Origin of the sequence: Streptomyces sp. 71268 (genome assembly GCF_029392895.1) — a bacterium.
Taxonomy (GTDB): Bacteria; Actinomycetota; Actinomycetes; order Streptomycetales; family Streptomycetaceae; genus Streptomyces.
In genome coordinates this window covers 1517468-1533233 of record NZ_CP114200.1, presented here as the reverse complement: position 1 = coordinate 1533233, position 15766 = coordinate 1517468, and the positions used below count along the sequence as shown (strand labels likewise).

1 protein-coding gene is annotated in these 15766 nt (G+C 70.8%); it reads left to right on the top strand.

Going from position 1 to position 15766, the window contains the following annotated elements; genetic code table 11:
* The first annotated feature begins 107 nt into the window (after nucleotides 1–107).
* Nucleotides 108–15695, top strand: a complete 15588-nt coding sequence (locus tag OYE22_RS05480) for a type I polyketide synthase (RefSeq protein WP_277319353.1) — start codon at nucleotides 108–110, stop codon at nucleotides 15693–15695.
* The last annotated feature ends 71 nt before the right edge of the window (nucleotides 15696–15766 follow it).

Sequence of the window (15766 nt, the reverse complement as noted above, 5' to 3'; positions counted from 1 at the left end):
GAAACCAGAGCTAGTGTGGCCGATGTCCGTCTGGCAATGCGTGTTCTCACAACTTTCAGGGCCGTTGCGCTCTTCCGGCGAACGACGCGTCAAGTGTGGAGTTTCTGATGCCTGCTGCATCCAACCAGAACAAAGCCGTTGAAGCGCTGCGCAAGTCGTTCAAGGAAATCGAGCGGCTCCGGCGTCAGAATCGCCAGCTGATCAGTTCGGCCACTGAGCCCATTGCCATTATCGGTATGGCCTGCCGGTTTCCGGGTGGGGTGAATTCCCCCGAGGCGCTGTGGCGTCTGGTCGCCGACGGATCGGACGCCATCTCGCCCTTCCCGACAAACCGTGGCTGGGACGTCGAGGGAATCTACAACCCGGACCCGGAAAACCCGGGCACCAGTTACGTTCGCGAGGGCGGCTTCCTCCACGACGCGGACCAGTTCGACTCCGCTTTCTTCGGCATCTCGCCCCGCGAGGCGCTGGCCATGGACCCGCAGCAGCGGCTGCTCCTTGAGACGTCGTGGGAGGTCATGGAGCGGGCGGGCATCGACCCGGCGTCGTTGCGTGGCAGCCAGACAGGCGTCTTCACCGGCGCCATGCACACCACGTACGCCTCCGAGGCCGCACAGATCCCGGACGAGATCGAGCCGTACCTCCACAACGGCGCCACCACCAGCATCGCCTCGGGGCGCGTCTCCTACACCTTCGGTTTCGAGGGCCCCGCGCTGACGGTGGACACCGCCTGCTCGTCGGCGCTGGTCGCCCTGCATCTGGCCGCGCAGGCGCTGCGGCAGGGCGAGTGCTCCATGGCGCTGGTCGGCGGTGCGACGGTCATGGTGAGCCCCAAGGGCTTCGTCACCTTCAGCCGCCAGCGCGGACTGGCCGCCGACGGGCGGTGCAAGGCGTTCGCCGACGCCGCTGACGGCACCACGTGGTCCGAGGGCGTCGGCGTGCTGCTGGTGGAGCGGCTGTCCGACGCGCGGCGCAACGGGCACCAGGTCCTGGCGGTGGTGCGCGGCTCCGCCGTGAACCAGGATGGCGCGAGCAACGGCCTGACGGCCCCCAACGGCCCCTCCCAGCGCCGCGTGATCCGGCAGGCCCTGGAAAACTGCGAGCTGACCCCCGGCCAGATCGACGCGGTCGAGGCGCACGGTACGGGTACCACGCTGGGTGACCCGATCGAGGCGCAGGCGCTGTTGGCCACGTACGGCCAGGAGCGCCCGGAAGGCCGGCCGTTGTGGCTGGGTTCGCTGAAGTCGAACCTCGGTCACACGCAGGCCGCCGCCGGTGTGGCCGGCGTCATCAAGATGGTGATGGCGATGCGGCACGGCGTACTGCCGAAGACGCTGCATGTGGACGAGCCGTCGAGCCACGTGGACTGGTCCGAGGGCGAGATCGAGCTGCTGACCGAGTCCAGGCCGTGGCCCGAGACGGGCGAGCCCCGCAGGGTCGGTGTGTCCTCGTTCGGTGTGAGCGGGACGAACGCGCACGTAATCCTGGAGCAGGCGCCGGAGGCCGAGGCGGCCGAGGGCGAGGTTGTCGAGGAGCCTGCCGACGGCGGCATCGCGGGCCCGGTGGCCTGGGTGGTGTCGGGCAAGAACGACACCGCGTTGCGTGCGCAGGCCGGCCGGTTGCGGGAGTACGTGGCGGAGCGCTCCGAGCTGAGCGCCGCCGATGTCGCGCTCTCCCTGGCGACGACCAGGTTCGCTTTCGAGCAGCGCGTCGTGGTGACCGGCACCAGCCGTGAGCAGCTCATCGAGCGCCTGGAGGCGGTAGCCGAGGGGACGAAGCTCCCCGGTGTGGTCTGGGGGGACGGCGCCGAAACGCCTGGTCGTTCGGTGTTCGTGTTCCCGGGTCAGGGCGCCCAGTGGGTGGGTATGGCGGTGGGGTTGTTGGATGCCTCGCCGGTGTTCGCTGAGGCGGTGGGTGAGTGTGAGGCGGCGTTGTCGGCGTATGTGGACTGGTCGCTGACAGACGTGCTGCGTGGCGCTGAGGGCGCTCCCGGGTTTGACCGGGTGGATGTCGTTCAGCCGGTGTTGTTCGCGGTGATGGTGTCGTTGGCGAAGTTGTGGCGTTCGGTGGGTGTGGAGCCGGATGCGGTGATGGGTCACAGCCAGGGTGAGATCGCGGCAGCCTGTGTGGCGGGTGCGCTGTCGCTGGAGGACGCCGCCAAGGTGGTGGCGTTGCGGTCGCAGGCCATCGCGGGTGGTCTGGCGGGTCGTGGTGGCATGGTGTCGGTCGGGCTGCCGGTCGACCAGGCGCGGGAGCGTCTCGCTCGGTGGGACGGTGCGGTTTCGGTCGCTGCGGTCAACGGCCCGGGCTCGGTGGTGGTCTCGGGTGATCCGGGTGCGTTGGATGAACTGGTCGCCGAGCTTGAGGGTGAGGAGGTGCGGGTTCGTCGGGTGCCGGTGGACTACGCCTCGCACTCGGCGCACGTGGAGTCGATCCGTGAGGAGTTGCTGAAGGTTCTGGCGGATCTGGAGCCGCGCTCGTCGCAGGTGCCGTTCTACTCGACGGTGTCGGGTGAGTTGGTGGACACGGCGGGTCTGGACGCGGAGTACTGGTACCGCAACCTGCGCCAGACGGTCGAGTTGGAGGCCACGACTCGCCTTCTGCTCGATGAGGGCCACACCGTGTTCGTCGAGGTGAGTCCGCATCCGGTGTTGACCCTGCCGGTGCAGCAGACGGTGGAGGCCGCTGACGCCCAGGCCGTGGTTGTGGGGACCTTGCGCCGTGACGAGGGCGGGGCCGAGCGGTTCCTGACCTCCGCCGCTGAGCTGTATGTCAGCGGGGCCAGCGTTGATTGGCGGAAGGTGTTCGCCGGACACGGTGGCCGGCAGGTCGATCTGCCGACGTACGCCTTCCAGCGGGAGCGCTTCTGGCTTGATGCCCCCGCGGGTGTGGGTGATGTGGGTTCGGTGGGATTGGGTTCGCTGGGGCACCCGTTGCTGGGTGCGGTGGTGTCGTTGGCCAGTGGTGACGGCGTGCTGTTGAGCGGGCGGTTGTCGTTGGCCACGCATGAATGGCTGGCGGATCACGCCGTCCACGGGGTCGTGTTGCTGCCCGGAACGGCGTTCGTGGAGCTGGCGGTACTGGCGGGCGATCAGGTCGGCTGTGGTCGCGTTGAGGAACTGATCCTTGAGGCGCCGCTGATCCTGCCCGAGCACGGTGGGGTGCACCTTCAGGTTGAGGTGGGGGAGGCGGACGCCTCCGGCTTCCGTGAGGTGAGTGTGTTCTCGCGGGAGGAGGCGGAGAGCGAGGGCGCCGCCTGGACGCGGCATGCCCACGGCCTGCTGGGTTCGGCTGTGCCCGGTTCCGAGGCTCGGTTCGACTTTGGTGTGTGGCCCCCGGTGGGGGCTGAGTTGGTTGATGTGTCGGGTGAGTACGCGCGGGCTGCGGAGAACGGACTGGAGTACGGGTCGGTTTTCCAGGGGTTGAGGCGTGCGTGGCGGCGTGATGGTGAGGTGTTCGCGGAGGTCGAGCTCCCGGAGGGTGAGCGGGAGCGGGCGGGCCGGTTCGGTCTGCACCCGGCCTTGTTCGACGCGGCGTTGCACGCGATGGGTGTGAACGAGGGCTTCGCAGGCGGTTCGGGGAGCTCGCTGCCGTTTTCCTGGCGTGGGTTCGTTCTGGAGGCGGTGGGTGCGACGTCGTTGCGGGTGCGGTTGGCGTCGGCGGGTGAGGGTTCGGGTGCGGTGTCGGTGTGGGTGGGGGATGAGTCGGGGCATGCGGTGGCGTCGGTCGAGTCGCTGGTGCTGCGGCCGGTTGACGCTGACCAGTTGAGTGCGGTGGGCGGGGCGGCGCGCGACGCGCTGTTCCAGGTGGAGTGGGTGGACGCGCCCGGCGCTGTGGTGGCGGGTGGGGTGGTGTCGGGGGCTGAGGTTGTGCGGGTGGTTCCTGGTGATGCGGGGTCGGGGTCGGGTTCGGGTGTGGTGGGTGAGGTGTATGGGCGGGTTCTTGAGGTGTTGGAGCGGGTGCAGGCGTGGGTGGGGGATGAGGGTGTTGTGGGTGAGCGGTTGGTGGCGGTGACGCGGGGTGCTGTCGATGCGGGTGATGGTGTGGTGGATGTGGCGGGGGCTGCGGTGTGGGGTTTGGTGCGGTCTGCGCAGTCGGAGAATCCTGGGCGTTTGGTGTTGGTGGACACCGATGACCTGGAGGGTGTGGAGGGTGTTCTTCCTGGGGTGTTGGCCTTGGGGGAGGAGCAGGTGGTGGTGCGGTCGGGTGTGGTGCGGGTGCCGCGTTTGGGTCGGGTGGTGTCTTCGGGTGAGGTCCCGGAGTCGGGGTCGGGGGTGTTCGGTTCTGGTGCGGTGTTGGTGACGGGTGGCACGGGTGTGCTGGGCGGTTTGGTCGCTCGGCATCTGGTGGCCCGGCACGGGGTGGGCAGGTTGGTGTTGCTCTCTCGTCGTGGTGTGGAGGCTGAGGGTGCGGCGGGGTTGCGGGAGGAGTTGGAGGCCGCGGGCGCTGAGGTGGTGATCGCGGCGTGTGATGCTGCCGATCGCGAGGCATTGACTGGGACGCTGGCCGGGTTGCCGGCTGGTTTTGCGTTGAGTGGTGTGGTGCATGCGGCGGGTGTGTTGGATGACGGGTTGCTGACGTCACTGACGCGTGAGCGGGTTGAGTTGGTGTTGCGGGCGAAGGTGGATGCGGCGTGGAACCTGCATGAGCTGACGGCCGGGATGGACCTGTCGGCGTTCGTGTTGTTCTCGTCGGCGGCTGGCGTGCTGGGTAGTGCGGGGCAGAGCAACTACGCGGCGGCGAACGTGTTCCTGGATGGGCTCGCGTCGTGGCGGCGGGCTCGGGGGTTGCCGGGTGTGTCGATGGCGTGGGGCCTGTGGGCCGAGGCCAGCGGCATGACCGGACACCTCGGCGAGGACGACGTCCAGCGGATATCCCGCTCGGGCCTGGTGCCGCTGGCCACGGACGAGGGGCTTGAGCTGTTCGACGCGGCTCTGGTCTCGGATGCGGTCGTTCCCGTTCTCTTCCGGCTGGACATCCCGGCGCTGCGCGCCCAGGGCGCCGAACTCCCCGCCCTGTTCCGTAACGTCGTGCCGGGAATGACGGTCCGGCGCGTCGTGGGCGCCGGAGCATCGGACGTGGACGACATCGCCACCCGCCTGCGGCGTCGACTGGCCGGCATGCCCGAGGCCGATCAGGAGCAGTTCCTGCTCGACGAGCTGATCCGCGTCCAGGCGGCCGCCGCCCTGGGACACGCGAAGTCGGACACGGTCGGGGCGGGACGGCCCTTCAAGGAACTGGGCTTCGACTCGCTCACCGCCGTGGAACTGCGGAACCGTCTGAGCGCGGAGACGGGTCTGCGCCTGCCGGCCACGCTCGTCTTCGACTACCCGAACCCGACCGTACTGGCGGGCTACCTGCGCTCGGAGATCCTCGGGGCGCAGGAGACGGCCATCGCGGCGCCGGCCGCGGGCGGGTCCGCCAACACCCTGGCACACACGGACGACGACCCGATCGCGATCGTCGCCATGAGCTGCCGGTTCCCCGGTGGGGTGCGGACGCCCGAGGAGTTCTGGAACCTGGTGATGGCTGGTACCGACGCCATCGCCCCGCTCCCGTCCAACCGAGGCTGGGACCTGGAGACGACGTACGACCCGGACCCCGCACGCGAGGGCACGTACTACGCCCGCAACGGTGGCTTCCTCTACGACGCGGACCAGTTCGACCCGGCGTTCTTCGGGATCTCGCCGCGTGAGGCACTCTCGATGGACCCGCAGCAGCGGCTGCTCCTTGAGACCTCGTGGGAGGCGTTCGAGCGGGCCGGTATCGACCCCGAGTCGGCGAAGGGAAGCCGGACCGGAGTCTTCGTCGGCGTCGTGTACAACGACTACGGCACCCGGCTCCAAGGGAACGCCCCCGAAGGCTTCGAGGGTTACCTCGGCACCGGCAGCGCGGGCAGCGTGGCCTCGGGCCGCATCTCGTACACCCTGGGCCTGGAAGGGCCCGCGGTGACGGTGGACACCGCGTGCTCGTCGTCGCTGGTCGCGCTGCACCTCGCGGTCCAGGCGCTGCGTCAGGGCGAGTGCGACCTGGCGCTCGCCGGTGGCGCGACGGTGATGTCCACACAGGCCGGGCTGGTGGACTTCAGCCGTCAGCGCGCGCTGTCCGCCGACGGCAAGTGCAAGGCGTTCAGCAACAGCGCAGACGGATTCGGATTCGCCGAAGGCGTCGGGCTGCTGCTCGTCGAGCGGCTCTCGGACGCCCGGCGCAACGGCCACGAGGTGCTGGCCCTCGTCCGGGGCTCGGCGGTCAACCAGGATGGTGCCTCCAACGGCCTGACCGCCCCGAACGGACCGTCGCAGCAGCGGGTGATCCGCGCGGCACTCAAGACCGCCCGCCTGTCGGGCGCCGATGTGGACGCGGTCGAGGCGCACGGTACGGGTACGTCGCTGGGTGACCCGATCGAGGCACAGGCGCTGCTGGCCACCTACGGCCAGGACCGGCCCGTGGACCAGCCGCTCTGGCTCGGTTCGGTGAAGTCGAACATCGGCCATTCGCAGGCGGCGGCCGGTGTGGCTGGTGTCATCAAGATGGTGATGGCGATGCGGCACGGCGTGTTGCCGAAGTCGCTGCACGCCGATGAGCCTTCCCAACACGTGGACTGGTCAGCGGGCGACATCGCGCTGCTGGCCGAGGCCAGGCCGTGGCCCGAGTCGGGCCACCCGCGCCGCGCCGGCGTCTCGTCCTTCGGTGTGAGCGGGACGAACGCGCACGCGATCCTGGAGCAGGCGCCGGAGGTCGAGGGGGCCGAGGAGTCGGAGGCGCCTGGGGCCGGGGTCGTCGATGGTCCGGTGGCGTGGGTGGTGTCGGGCCGTAGCGCGGCCGGGTTGCGGGCGCAGGCTGGTCGGTTGCGGGAGTTCGTGGCTGAGCGTCCCGAGCTGGACGCGGCTGATGTGGCGTTGTCGTTGGTGAGGTCGCGTTCGGTGTTCGAGCACCGTGGTGTGGTGACGGGTGTTGGTCGTGAGGAGTTGTTGGCGCGGTTGGGTGCGTTGGCCGGGGATGAGGTGGTCTCGGGTGTGACGCGTGGTGTGGCTGATGTGCGTGGTCGTTCGGTGTTCGTGTTCCCGGGTCAGGGGGCGCAGTGGGTGGGTATGGCGGTGGGGTTGTTGGATGCCTCGCCGGTGTTCGCGGAGGCGGTGGCCGAGTGTGAGGCGGCGTTGTCGGCTCATGTGGACTGGTCGCTGACGGACGTACTGCGTGGCGCTGAGGGCGCTCCCGGTTTCGATCGGGTGGATGTGGTGCAGCCGGTGTTGTTCGCGGTGATGGTGTCGCTGGCCAAGCTGTGGCGTTCGGTGGGTGTGGAGCCGGACGCTGTGATGGGTCACAGTCAGGGTGAGATCGCGGCGGCGTGTGTGGCCGGTGCGTTGTCACTGGGGGACGCCGCGAAGGTGGTGGCGTTGCGGTCGCAGGCGATCGCCGCCGGTCTGGCGGGTCGTGGCGGGATGGTGTCGGTGGGGTTGCCGGTCGACCAGGTCAAGGAGCGTATCGCCGCCTGGGACGGTGCGATATCGGTCGCCGCGGTCAACGGTCCCGGCTCGGTCGTGGTCTCCGGTGATCCGGGTGCGCTGGACGAGATGGTCGCCCAGCTTGAGGGTGAGGAGGTGCGGGTCCGTCGGGTGCCGGTGGACTACGCCTCGCACTCGGCCCATGTGGAGTCCATCCGTGAGGAGTTGCTGAAGGTCCTGGCGGACCTGGAGCCGCGCTCGTCGCAGGTGCCGTTCTACTCGACGGTGTCGGGTGAGTTGGTGGACACGGCGGGTCTGGACGCGGAGTACTGGTACCGGAACCTGCGTCAGACGGTGGAGCTGGAGGCCACGACTCGCCTTCTGCTCGATGAGGGTCACACCGTGTTTGTCGAGGTGAGTCCGCATCCGGTGTTGACGCTTCCGGTGCAGCAGACGGTGGAGGCCGCTGACACCCAGGCCGTGGTCGTGGGCACGCTGCGCCGTGACGAGGGCGGCTTGGAGCGGTTCCTGACCTCGGTCGCCGAGCTGCATGTCAACGGTGCCGACGTCGACTGGCGGAAGGTGTTCGCCGGACACGGTGGCCGGCAGGTCGACCTGCCGACGTACGCCTTCCAGCGTCAGCGCTACTGGCTGGACGCCGTCTCGGCTGCTGAGGCGGTGGCCGCCGGTGACGGCTTGAGCGCGGATGCGGTGGACGCGCGTTTCTGGGAAGCGGTAGAGCGCGAGGACCTGGAGGCGCTGGCGCGGACGTTGGAGGTGGAGGACGAGGAGGGGCAGTCGTCGTTGACGGCGCTGCTTCCGGCGCTCTCGTCCTGGCGCCGTCAGCGGCGTGAGCAGAACACGGTGGACAGTTGGCGTTACAAGGTGGTCTGGAAGCCCCTGGCGTCCGCCACCGGTGCCACTCTCTCGGGCACCTGGCTCGTCGTCCTTCCCGCGTCGTACGCCGATGACGCCCTCGTGTCCGCCACGGTGAGGGGGCTGGAGGCGAACGGGGCCGCTGTCGTCCGCGTGATGCTGGACGCGTCGGGCAACGACCGCGAGGTGGTTGCGGAGCGACTGCGGGCAGCACTCGACGCGGCGGCGGTGGAGCCGTCGGGCGTGGCGGGTGTGCTTTCGCTGCTGGCGTTGGACGAGGCGGAGCACGCGTCTGTTGAGGGTGTTCCGGCTGGGCTCGCAGCGGTGGTGGGGCTGGTTCAGGGGTTGGGTGATGTGGGTGTGGTGGCGTCGTTGTGGTGTGGCACCCGGGGCGCGGTGTCGGTGGGTCGCTCTGACCGGTTGGTGAGTCCGGTGCAGGCGATGGTGTGGGGGCTGGGCCGGATCGTGGGGGTGGAGTACCCGCAGCGTTGGGGTGGGCTTGTCGATCTGCCCGAGACGCTCGACGAGCGTGCTGTGTCGCGTCTGGTCGGGGTGTTGGCGGGTGTGGAGGGTGAGGACCAGCTCGCGGTACGTGGTTCGGGTGTGTTCGCCAAGCGTTTGGTACGCGCTTCCGCGCCCCAGGCCGTGGACATTGAGGGGTGGCGGCCGAGTGGGTCGGTGTTGGTGACCGGTGGTACGGGTGCGCTCGGTGGTCATGTGGCTCGTTGGTTGGCGCGTACGGGTGCTGAGCACCTGGTGTTGACCAGTCGTCGCGGGTTGGGGGCTTCGGGTGCCGCTGAGTTGAAGGCGGAGCTGGAGGGCCTGGGGACTCGCGTGACCGTGGCCGCGTGTGATGTGGCCGACCGCGAGGCGTTGGCGGCGGTGTTGGACGGCATCCCCGAGGAGTTGCCGCTGACGGCTGTGGTGCATACGGCGGGTGTGTTGGATGACGGTGTGGTGGATGCCCTGTCGGTGGAGCGGGCGGCTGGGGTGTTGCGTCCGAAGGTGGTCGCGGCGCGGAACCTGCACGAGTTGACGGCCGGGTTGGATCTGTCGGCCTTCGTGTTGTTCTCCTCGGCGGCGGGCACGTTGGGTGGTCCGGGGCAGGGGAGTTACGCGGCGGGTAACGCGTATCTGGACGCGTTGGCGGCGCAGCGGCGCGCGGACGGTCTTCCGGCGACGTCCATCGCCTGGGGCGCCTGGGCCGGAAGCGGGTTGGCGGTCGACGGGGGGCACGAGGAGCAGATGAGCCGCTCGGGGATGCTGGCCATGCCCCCCGAGCTGGCGATCTCGGCACTGCACCAGGCGTTGGACCACGACGAGACGTTCCTCGCCGTCGCGGACATCGACTGGACGCGGTTCGAGGCGGACTCTTCCGCCACCCCCCTCTTCCGCGAGTTGCGCGGCGCGCGGACCACGGCCACGGGGCAGCAGTCCGCGCCGGGCAGTGCCGACCACGGGCGGGCGGAACTTCGCGACCGGCTGGCGGCTCTGCCCCGGGAGAAGCGCGAAGCCGCGCTGCGCGACCTGGTGCGTGCCCAGGCCGCCGATGTCCTCGCTCACGACAGCGCGGACGCGGTCGCCTCGGACCGTGCCTTCCGCGACCTCGGGTTCGACTCGCTGACCGCCGTCGAACTGCGCAACCGGATCGGCACGGCGACCGGGCTGCGGCTGCCGGTCAGTCTGGTCTTCGACTACCCCACGCCCACGGTGCTGGCCGGGTTCCTGAACGGCGAGATGTTCGGTACCGAGGATGACGGCGCCGCCGAGATCACGCCGACCCGGTCGGACTCGTACGACGAGCCCATCGCGATCGTGGCGATGAGCTGCCGCTTCCCGGGCGGCGTGCGGACCCCTGAGCAGTTGTGGGACCTGGTGAACGCCGGAGTCGACACGATCTCCGGATTCCCCGACGACCGTGGCTGGGACCTGGAGGGTCTCTACGACCCCGACCCCGACAAGCCGGGCAAGACCTACGCGCTCACCGGCGGCTTCCTGGACGACATCGCCGACTTCGACCCGGACTTCTTCGGTATCTCACCGCGTGAGGCCCTGGCCATGGATCCCCAGCAGCGGCTGTTGCTTGAGACGTCCTGGGAGGCGTTCGAGCGCGCCGGCATCGACCCGGCGGCGTTGCGCGGCAGCCAGGCGGGTGTCTTCGTCGGCTCGAACTACCAGGACTACAGCGGCCGGGCCATCAGCGCGCCGGACGGTGTGCAGGGCTATCTCGGCCTCGGCAGCGCGTCCAGCGTCTCCTCCGGCCGTATCTCCTACACCTTCGGCTTCGAGGGCCCGGCTGTCACGGTGGACACCGCGTGCTCGTCGTCGCTGGTGGCCCTGCACCTGGCCTGCCAGTCGCTGCGGCAGGGCGAGTGCGACATGGCGCTGGCCGGCGGTGTGACGATCATGGCCACGCCGGGCACGTTCGTCGAGTTCAGTGCCCAGCGCGTGCTGTCGCCGGACGGACGCTGCAAGGCGTTCTCCGCCGAGGCCGATGGCACCGGCTGGTCCGAGGGCGTGGGCATGCTGCTCGTGGAGCGGCTGTCGGACGCCCGGCGCCGTGGCCACCGGGTGCTGGCCGTCGTCCGGGGTTCGGCGATCAACCAGGACGGCGCCTCCAACGGCCTCACCGCGCCCAACGGCCCGTCGCAGCAGCGTGTGATCGGCAAGGCCCTGGAGAACGCGGGGCTTTCGGCCGCCGATGTGGACGCGGTCGAGGCGCACGGTACGGGTACGTCGCTGGGCGACCCGATCGAGGCGCAGGCGCTGCTGGCCACGTACGGCCGGGGACGGCCCGCGGACCAGCCGCTGTGGTTGGGTTCCATCAAGTCGAACATCGGTCACACGCAGGCCGCGGCCGGTGTCGCGGGCGTCATCAAGATGGTGATGGCCATGCGCGAGGGCGTCCTGCCCAAGACCCTCCACGCGGACGAGCCGTCGCCGCACGTCGACTGGGCCAGCGGCGCCGTGTCGCTGCTGAACGAGGCGACCGCGTGGCCGGAGACGGGCCGCCCGCGCCGGGCGGCCGTGTCGTCCTTCGGGATCAGCGGCACCAACGCGCACACGATCATCGAGGCGGCCGACCCCGTCGAGCCACCGTCGCCGGAGACGGGCGGCGACGCCGCCGGCTCGCCGGCCGGCACCACGGTGGTTCCCTGGCTGCTGTCCGGCAACAGCCCCGACGCGCTGAGCGCTCAGGCCGGGCGACTGCGCGAGTTCGACGGTGTGCGCACCGCGGACGCCGCTGACGTCGTCGACATCGGCTATTCGCTGGCGACCACCCGTTCCGCCCTGCCCTACCGCGCCGCCGTGGTCGCGGAGGACCCGGCGCAGTTCCGCTCCGGGCTCGAAGCGCTGGCCGAGGGCGGGAACGCGGCCACGTTGATCCAGGGCTTGGCACGGGCCGAGCACAAGACGGCGTTCCTGTTCTCGGGCCAGGGCGCACAACGGCTGGGCATGGGCCGGGAGCTGTACGACGCGTTCCCGGTGTTCGCCCAGGCGCTGGACGAGGTGTGCTCGTACCTCGACACGCTGCTGGATCGCCCGCTGGCCGAGGTGGTGTTCGCGGCCGAGGGCAGTGTCGATGCCGAACTGTTGAACCAGACGGCGTTCACGCAGCCCGCGCTCTTCGCCGTCGAAGTGGCGCTCTACCGGCTCCTGGAGCACTGGGGCGTCACCCCGGACGTGCTGATCGGCCACTCCATCGGTGAGATCGCCGCCGCCCACGTGGCCGGGGTGTTCTCCCTGGAGGACGCGTGCGCCCTGGTGGCCGCCCGTGGTCGGCTGATGCAGGCGCTGCCCGAGGGCGGCGCGATGGTGGCCGTCCAGGCGCCCGAGGAGGAGGTCACCGCGTCGCTGGCCGGTCGTGAGGCCGAGGTGAGCATCGCGGCCGTCAACGGCCCCACGGCCGTGGTCATCGCGGGCGACGAGCCCGCCGTACTGGAGATCGCCGGGAAGTGGGAGAAGGAGGGGCGTAAGACCCGCCGGCTGCGGGTCAGCCACGCCTTCCACTCACCCCGTATGGACGGTGTGCTCGGTGACTTCCGGAAGGTCGTCGAGGGGCTGTCGTTCGCCCCGCCGACCATCGCCCTGGTCTCCAACGTCACCGGTGCCCCGGCCGAGGTGGACGAGGTGTGCTCGCCGGAGTACTGGGTGCGCCACGTGCGCGAGGCCGTACGGTTCGCGGACGGGGTACGGACCCTGGAGAACCTGGGCGTGACCTCGTTCGTCGAGGTGGGCCCGGACGGTGTGCTCACCGCGATGGCGCAGGACTGCCTGACGGCCGCGGAACCCGACGGCGCGGTCGCTCCCGCCCTCGTAGCCGTGCTGCGCAAGGACCGCCCCGAGCTTCAGTCGCTGACCAGGGCGCTGGCCGAACTCCACGTCCACGGCACCACGGTGAAGTGGGACGCGGTGTTCGCCGGGCACGCCGCCCGGCGGGTGGAGCTGCCCACCTACGCGTTCCAGCGGCAGCGCTACTGGCTCGACGCCGCGCCGACCGCCAGTGGCGATGTGACATCGGCCGGCCTGGACTCGCCCGACCATCCGCTCCTCGGCGCCGCCGTCGCCCTGGCCGAGACCGACACCTACCTGTTCACCGGCCGCCTGTCGGTCGCCACCCAGCCGTGGCTGGCCGACCACGCCTTCGCGGACACCGTCCTCTTCCCCGGCACGGCCTTCGTGGAACTGGCCCTGCGCGCGGCCGAGCAGGTGGGCTACGAGCGGGTCGAGGAACTGACCATCGAGACGCCGTTGGTCCTGCCCGCGCGCGGCGCGGTCCAGATCCAGCTCGCCGTGGGTGCGCCCGACGAGTCCGGAGCCCGCTCGCTCAACCTGTATTCCAGGGCCGAGGGCGCCCAGCCGGACGACCCCTGGACACGTCATACGACCGGCCTGCTCAGCAGGGACCCGTCCAGTACGGCACCGGGGCCCGTGGCCGCCGACTTCGCCGTGTGGCCGCCCGCGGGGGCGCAGGCCATCGACGTGACGGACCTCTACGACCGGTTCGTCGACGTCGGCTTCGCCTACGGCCCGGCCTTCCAGGGGCTGCGCGCCGCCTGGCGCCGTGGCGACGAGATCTTCGCCGAGGTCGACCTGCCCGAAGCGCAGGAGGGCGAGGCCGCGCGCTACGGCCTCCACCCGGCGCTCCTCGACGCGTCCTTGCACACCGTGGCGTTCAAGCCGTCCGGCAGCGACGGCAGCACCCTCCCGTTCTCGTGGAACGGCGTGACCCTCCACGCGAGCGGCGCGACCGCGCTGCGCGTACGGCTGGCGAGCGTCGGCGAGGACACGGTCTCCCTGCACGTCACCGACGTCTCGGGCGCGCTCGTCGCCTCGGTCGACTCCCTCGTACTGCGACCCGTGGCCCCGGAGCAGGTCAACTCCGCCCAGCCGCACGAGTCGCTGTACCGGGTCGACTGGGTGCCGACCGCCCCGGAGACGAGCGATGTGACCACCGGGCGCTGGGCGCTCGTCGGACCCGACCAGGCCGGGTTGACCGGCGTACTCGGATCGGCCGACGTCACCCTCGACACCTACCCGGACCTCGCCGCCCTGGCCGAGGCCATCGACGCGGGCGCGACCACGCCCGACGTCGTACTCGCGGCCAACCTCTCCCGCACCGGCCGGACGCGGGAACTGGCACCGGCGGTACGGGAAGCCGGCCACCACGCCCTCGACCTGCTCAAGAGCTGGCTGGCCGACAACCGCCTGGGCGCCTCCCGGCTGGTCTTCCTCACCCAGGGGGCCATCGCCGCGGGTGACGACACCGATGTGGCCGACCCCGCCAGTGCGGCCGTCTGGGGCCTGGTGCGCTCGGCCCAGTCCGAGAACCCCGGCCGGTTCGTCCTGGCCGACCTCGACGACCAGGAAGGCTCGCGCCTGGCCCTCCCCGCGGCGCTCACCACCGACGAACCGCAGTTCGTGGTCCGCGGCGGCACGGTCCTGGTCGGCAGGCTGGCCCGGGTGGCGGTGCGCGACAACGCGTCCGAGCAGGACGGCGCGCGGTCGGACACGACCGGCCCCACCTGGGACCCGCGGGGCACCGTCCTGGTCACCGGGGCCGCGTCCGGCCTCGGCGGCCTCGTCGCCCAGCACCTCGTCAGCGAGCACGGCGTCCGCCACCTCGTACTGGTCAGCCGCCGCGGCCTCGCCGCGGACGGCGCGGCCGAACTGCGGACGCGGCTCACGGACCTCGGTGCCCACGCCGTGGTCGCCGCCTGCGACACCGCCGAGCGCGACTCCCTCGCCGCGCTCCTGGCCTCCCTGTCGGACGAACACCCGCTCACCGCCGTGGTGCACACCGCCGGAGTGCTGGACGACGGCGTCGTCGAGGCGCTCACCCCCGAGCGGGTCGACCGCGTGCTGCGGCCCAAGGTGGACGCGGTGCTCAACCTGCACGAGCTGACCGCCGGCCTCGACCTGTCCGCGTTCGTGCTCTTCTCCTCGCTCTCCGGGACCCTCGGCGGCACCGGCCAGGCCAACTACGCGGCCGCCAACGCCTTCCTGGACGCCTTCGCCCACCGGCGCCGGGCCGAGGGCCTGCCCGCCCAGTCGCTCGCCTGGGGCCTGTGGGAGGAGCGCAGCGGCATGACCGGCAAGCTCGACGAGGCCCACATGCGGCGCCTGGCCCGCGAAGGCGTGACCCCGATGTCCTCCGCGGAGGCCCTGGCCCTGTTCGACACCGCTTGCGGCATCGACGCGGCCACCCTGGTCCCGGCACGGCTCAACGCCGCGGCGTGGCGAGCCCAGGACGGGCCGATCCCCGCGCTGCTGCGGGGCATCATCCGGACCACGGCTCGGCGCGGGCCCGCGAGGACACCCGCGGGCGGTTCCGGAACCGGCTCCGCCGACCTGCGTCGCCGTATCAGCTCGCTGAAGCCCGCCGCCCGGCAGCAGGAACTCCTGGAACTGGTGACCGGGCACGCGGCCATGGCGCTGGGCCACGACAGCCCGCGCATGATCGCCCCCGACCGTGGCTTCCTCGAACTCGGCTTCGACTCGCTGACCGCGGTCGGACTGCGCAACCAGCTCGGTACGGTGACCGGCCTCCGGCTCCCCGCCACCCTGCTGTTCGACTACACGACGTCCAGGGCACTGGCCGGATACCTGGCACAGGAACTCGTGACGGAAGAGCCGGACGCGTCGCTGGTGCTGCCGGTCCTGTCGGAGCTGGAGAAGCTGGAGACCTCGATCGCCGAAGTGGTGGCGGACGAAGCCGCCACGGCACGCCTCACCTCCCGCCTGCAACAGGTCCTCGCGAAGCTGACCGCGAAGCAGCGGGTGGAGACGGCGAACGGTGAGGTCGCCGCCGACGCGTTCGAGTCGGCGACCGACGACGAGATCTTCGACTTCCTCGACGAGGAACTCGCGTGACGCGGACGCCCCCGCCCCCGGAAGTGACCGGCCGAAGGCTTTCCACCCCTGTCCGGGGTGCTCAGAGGAGT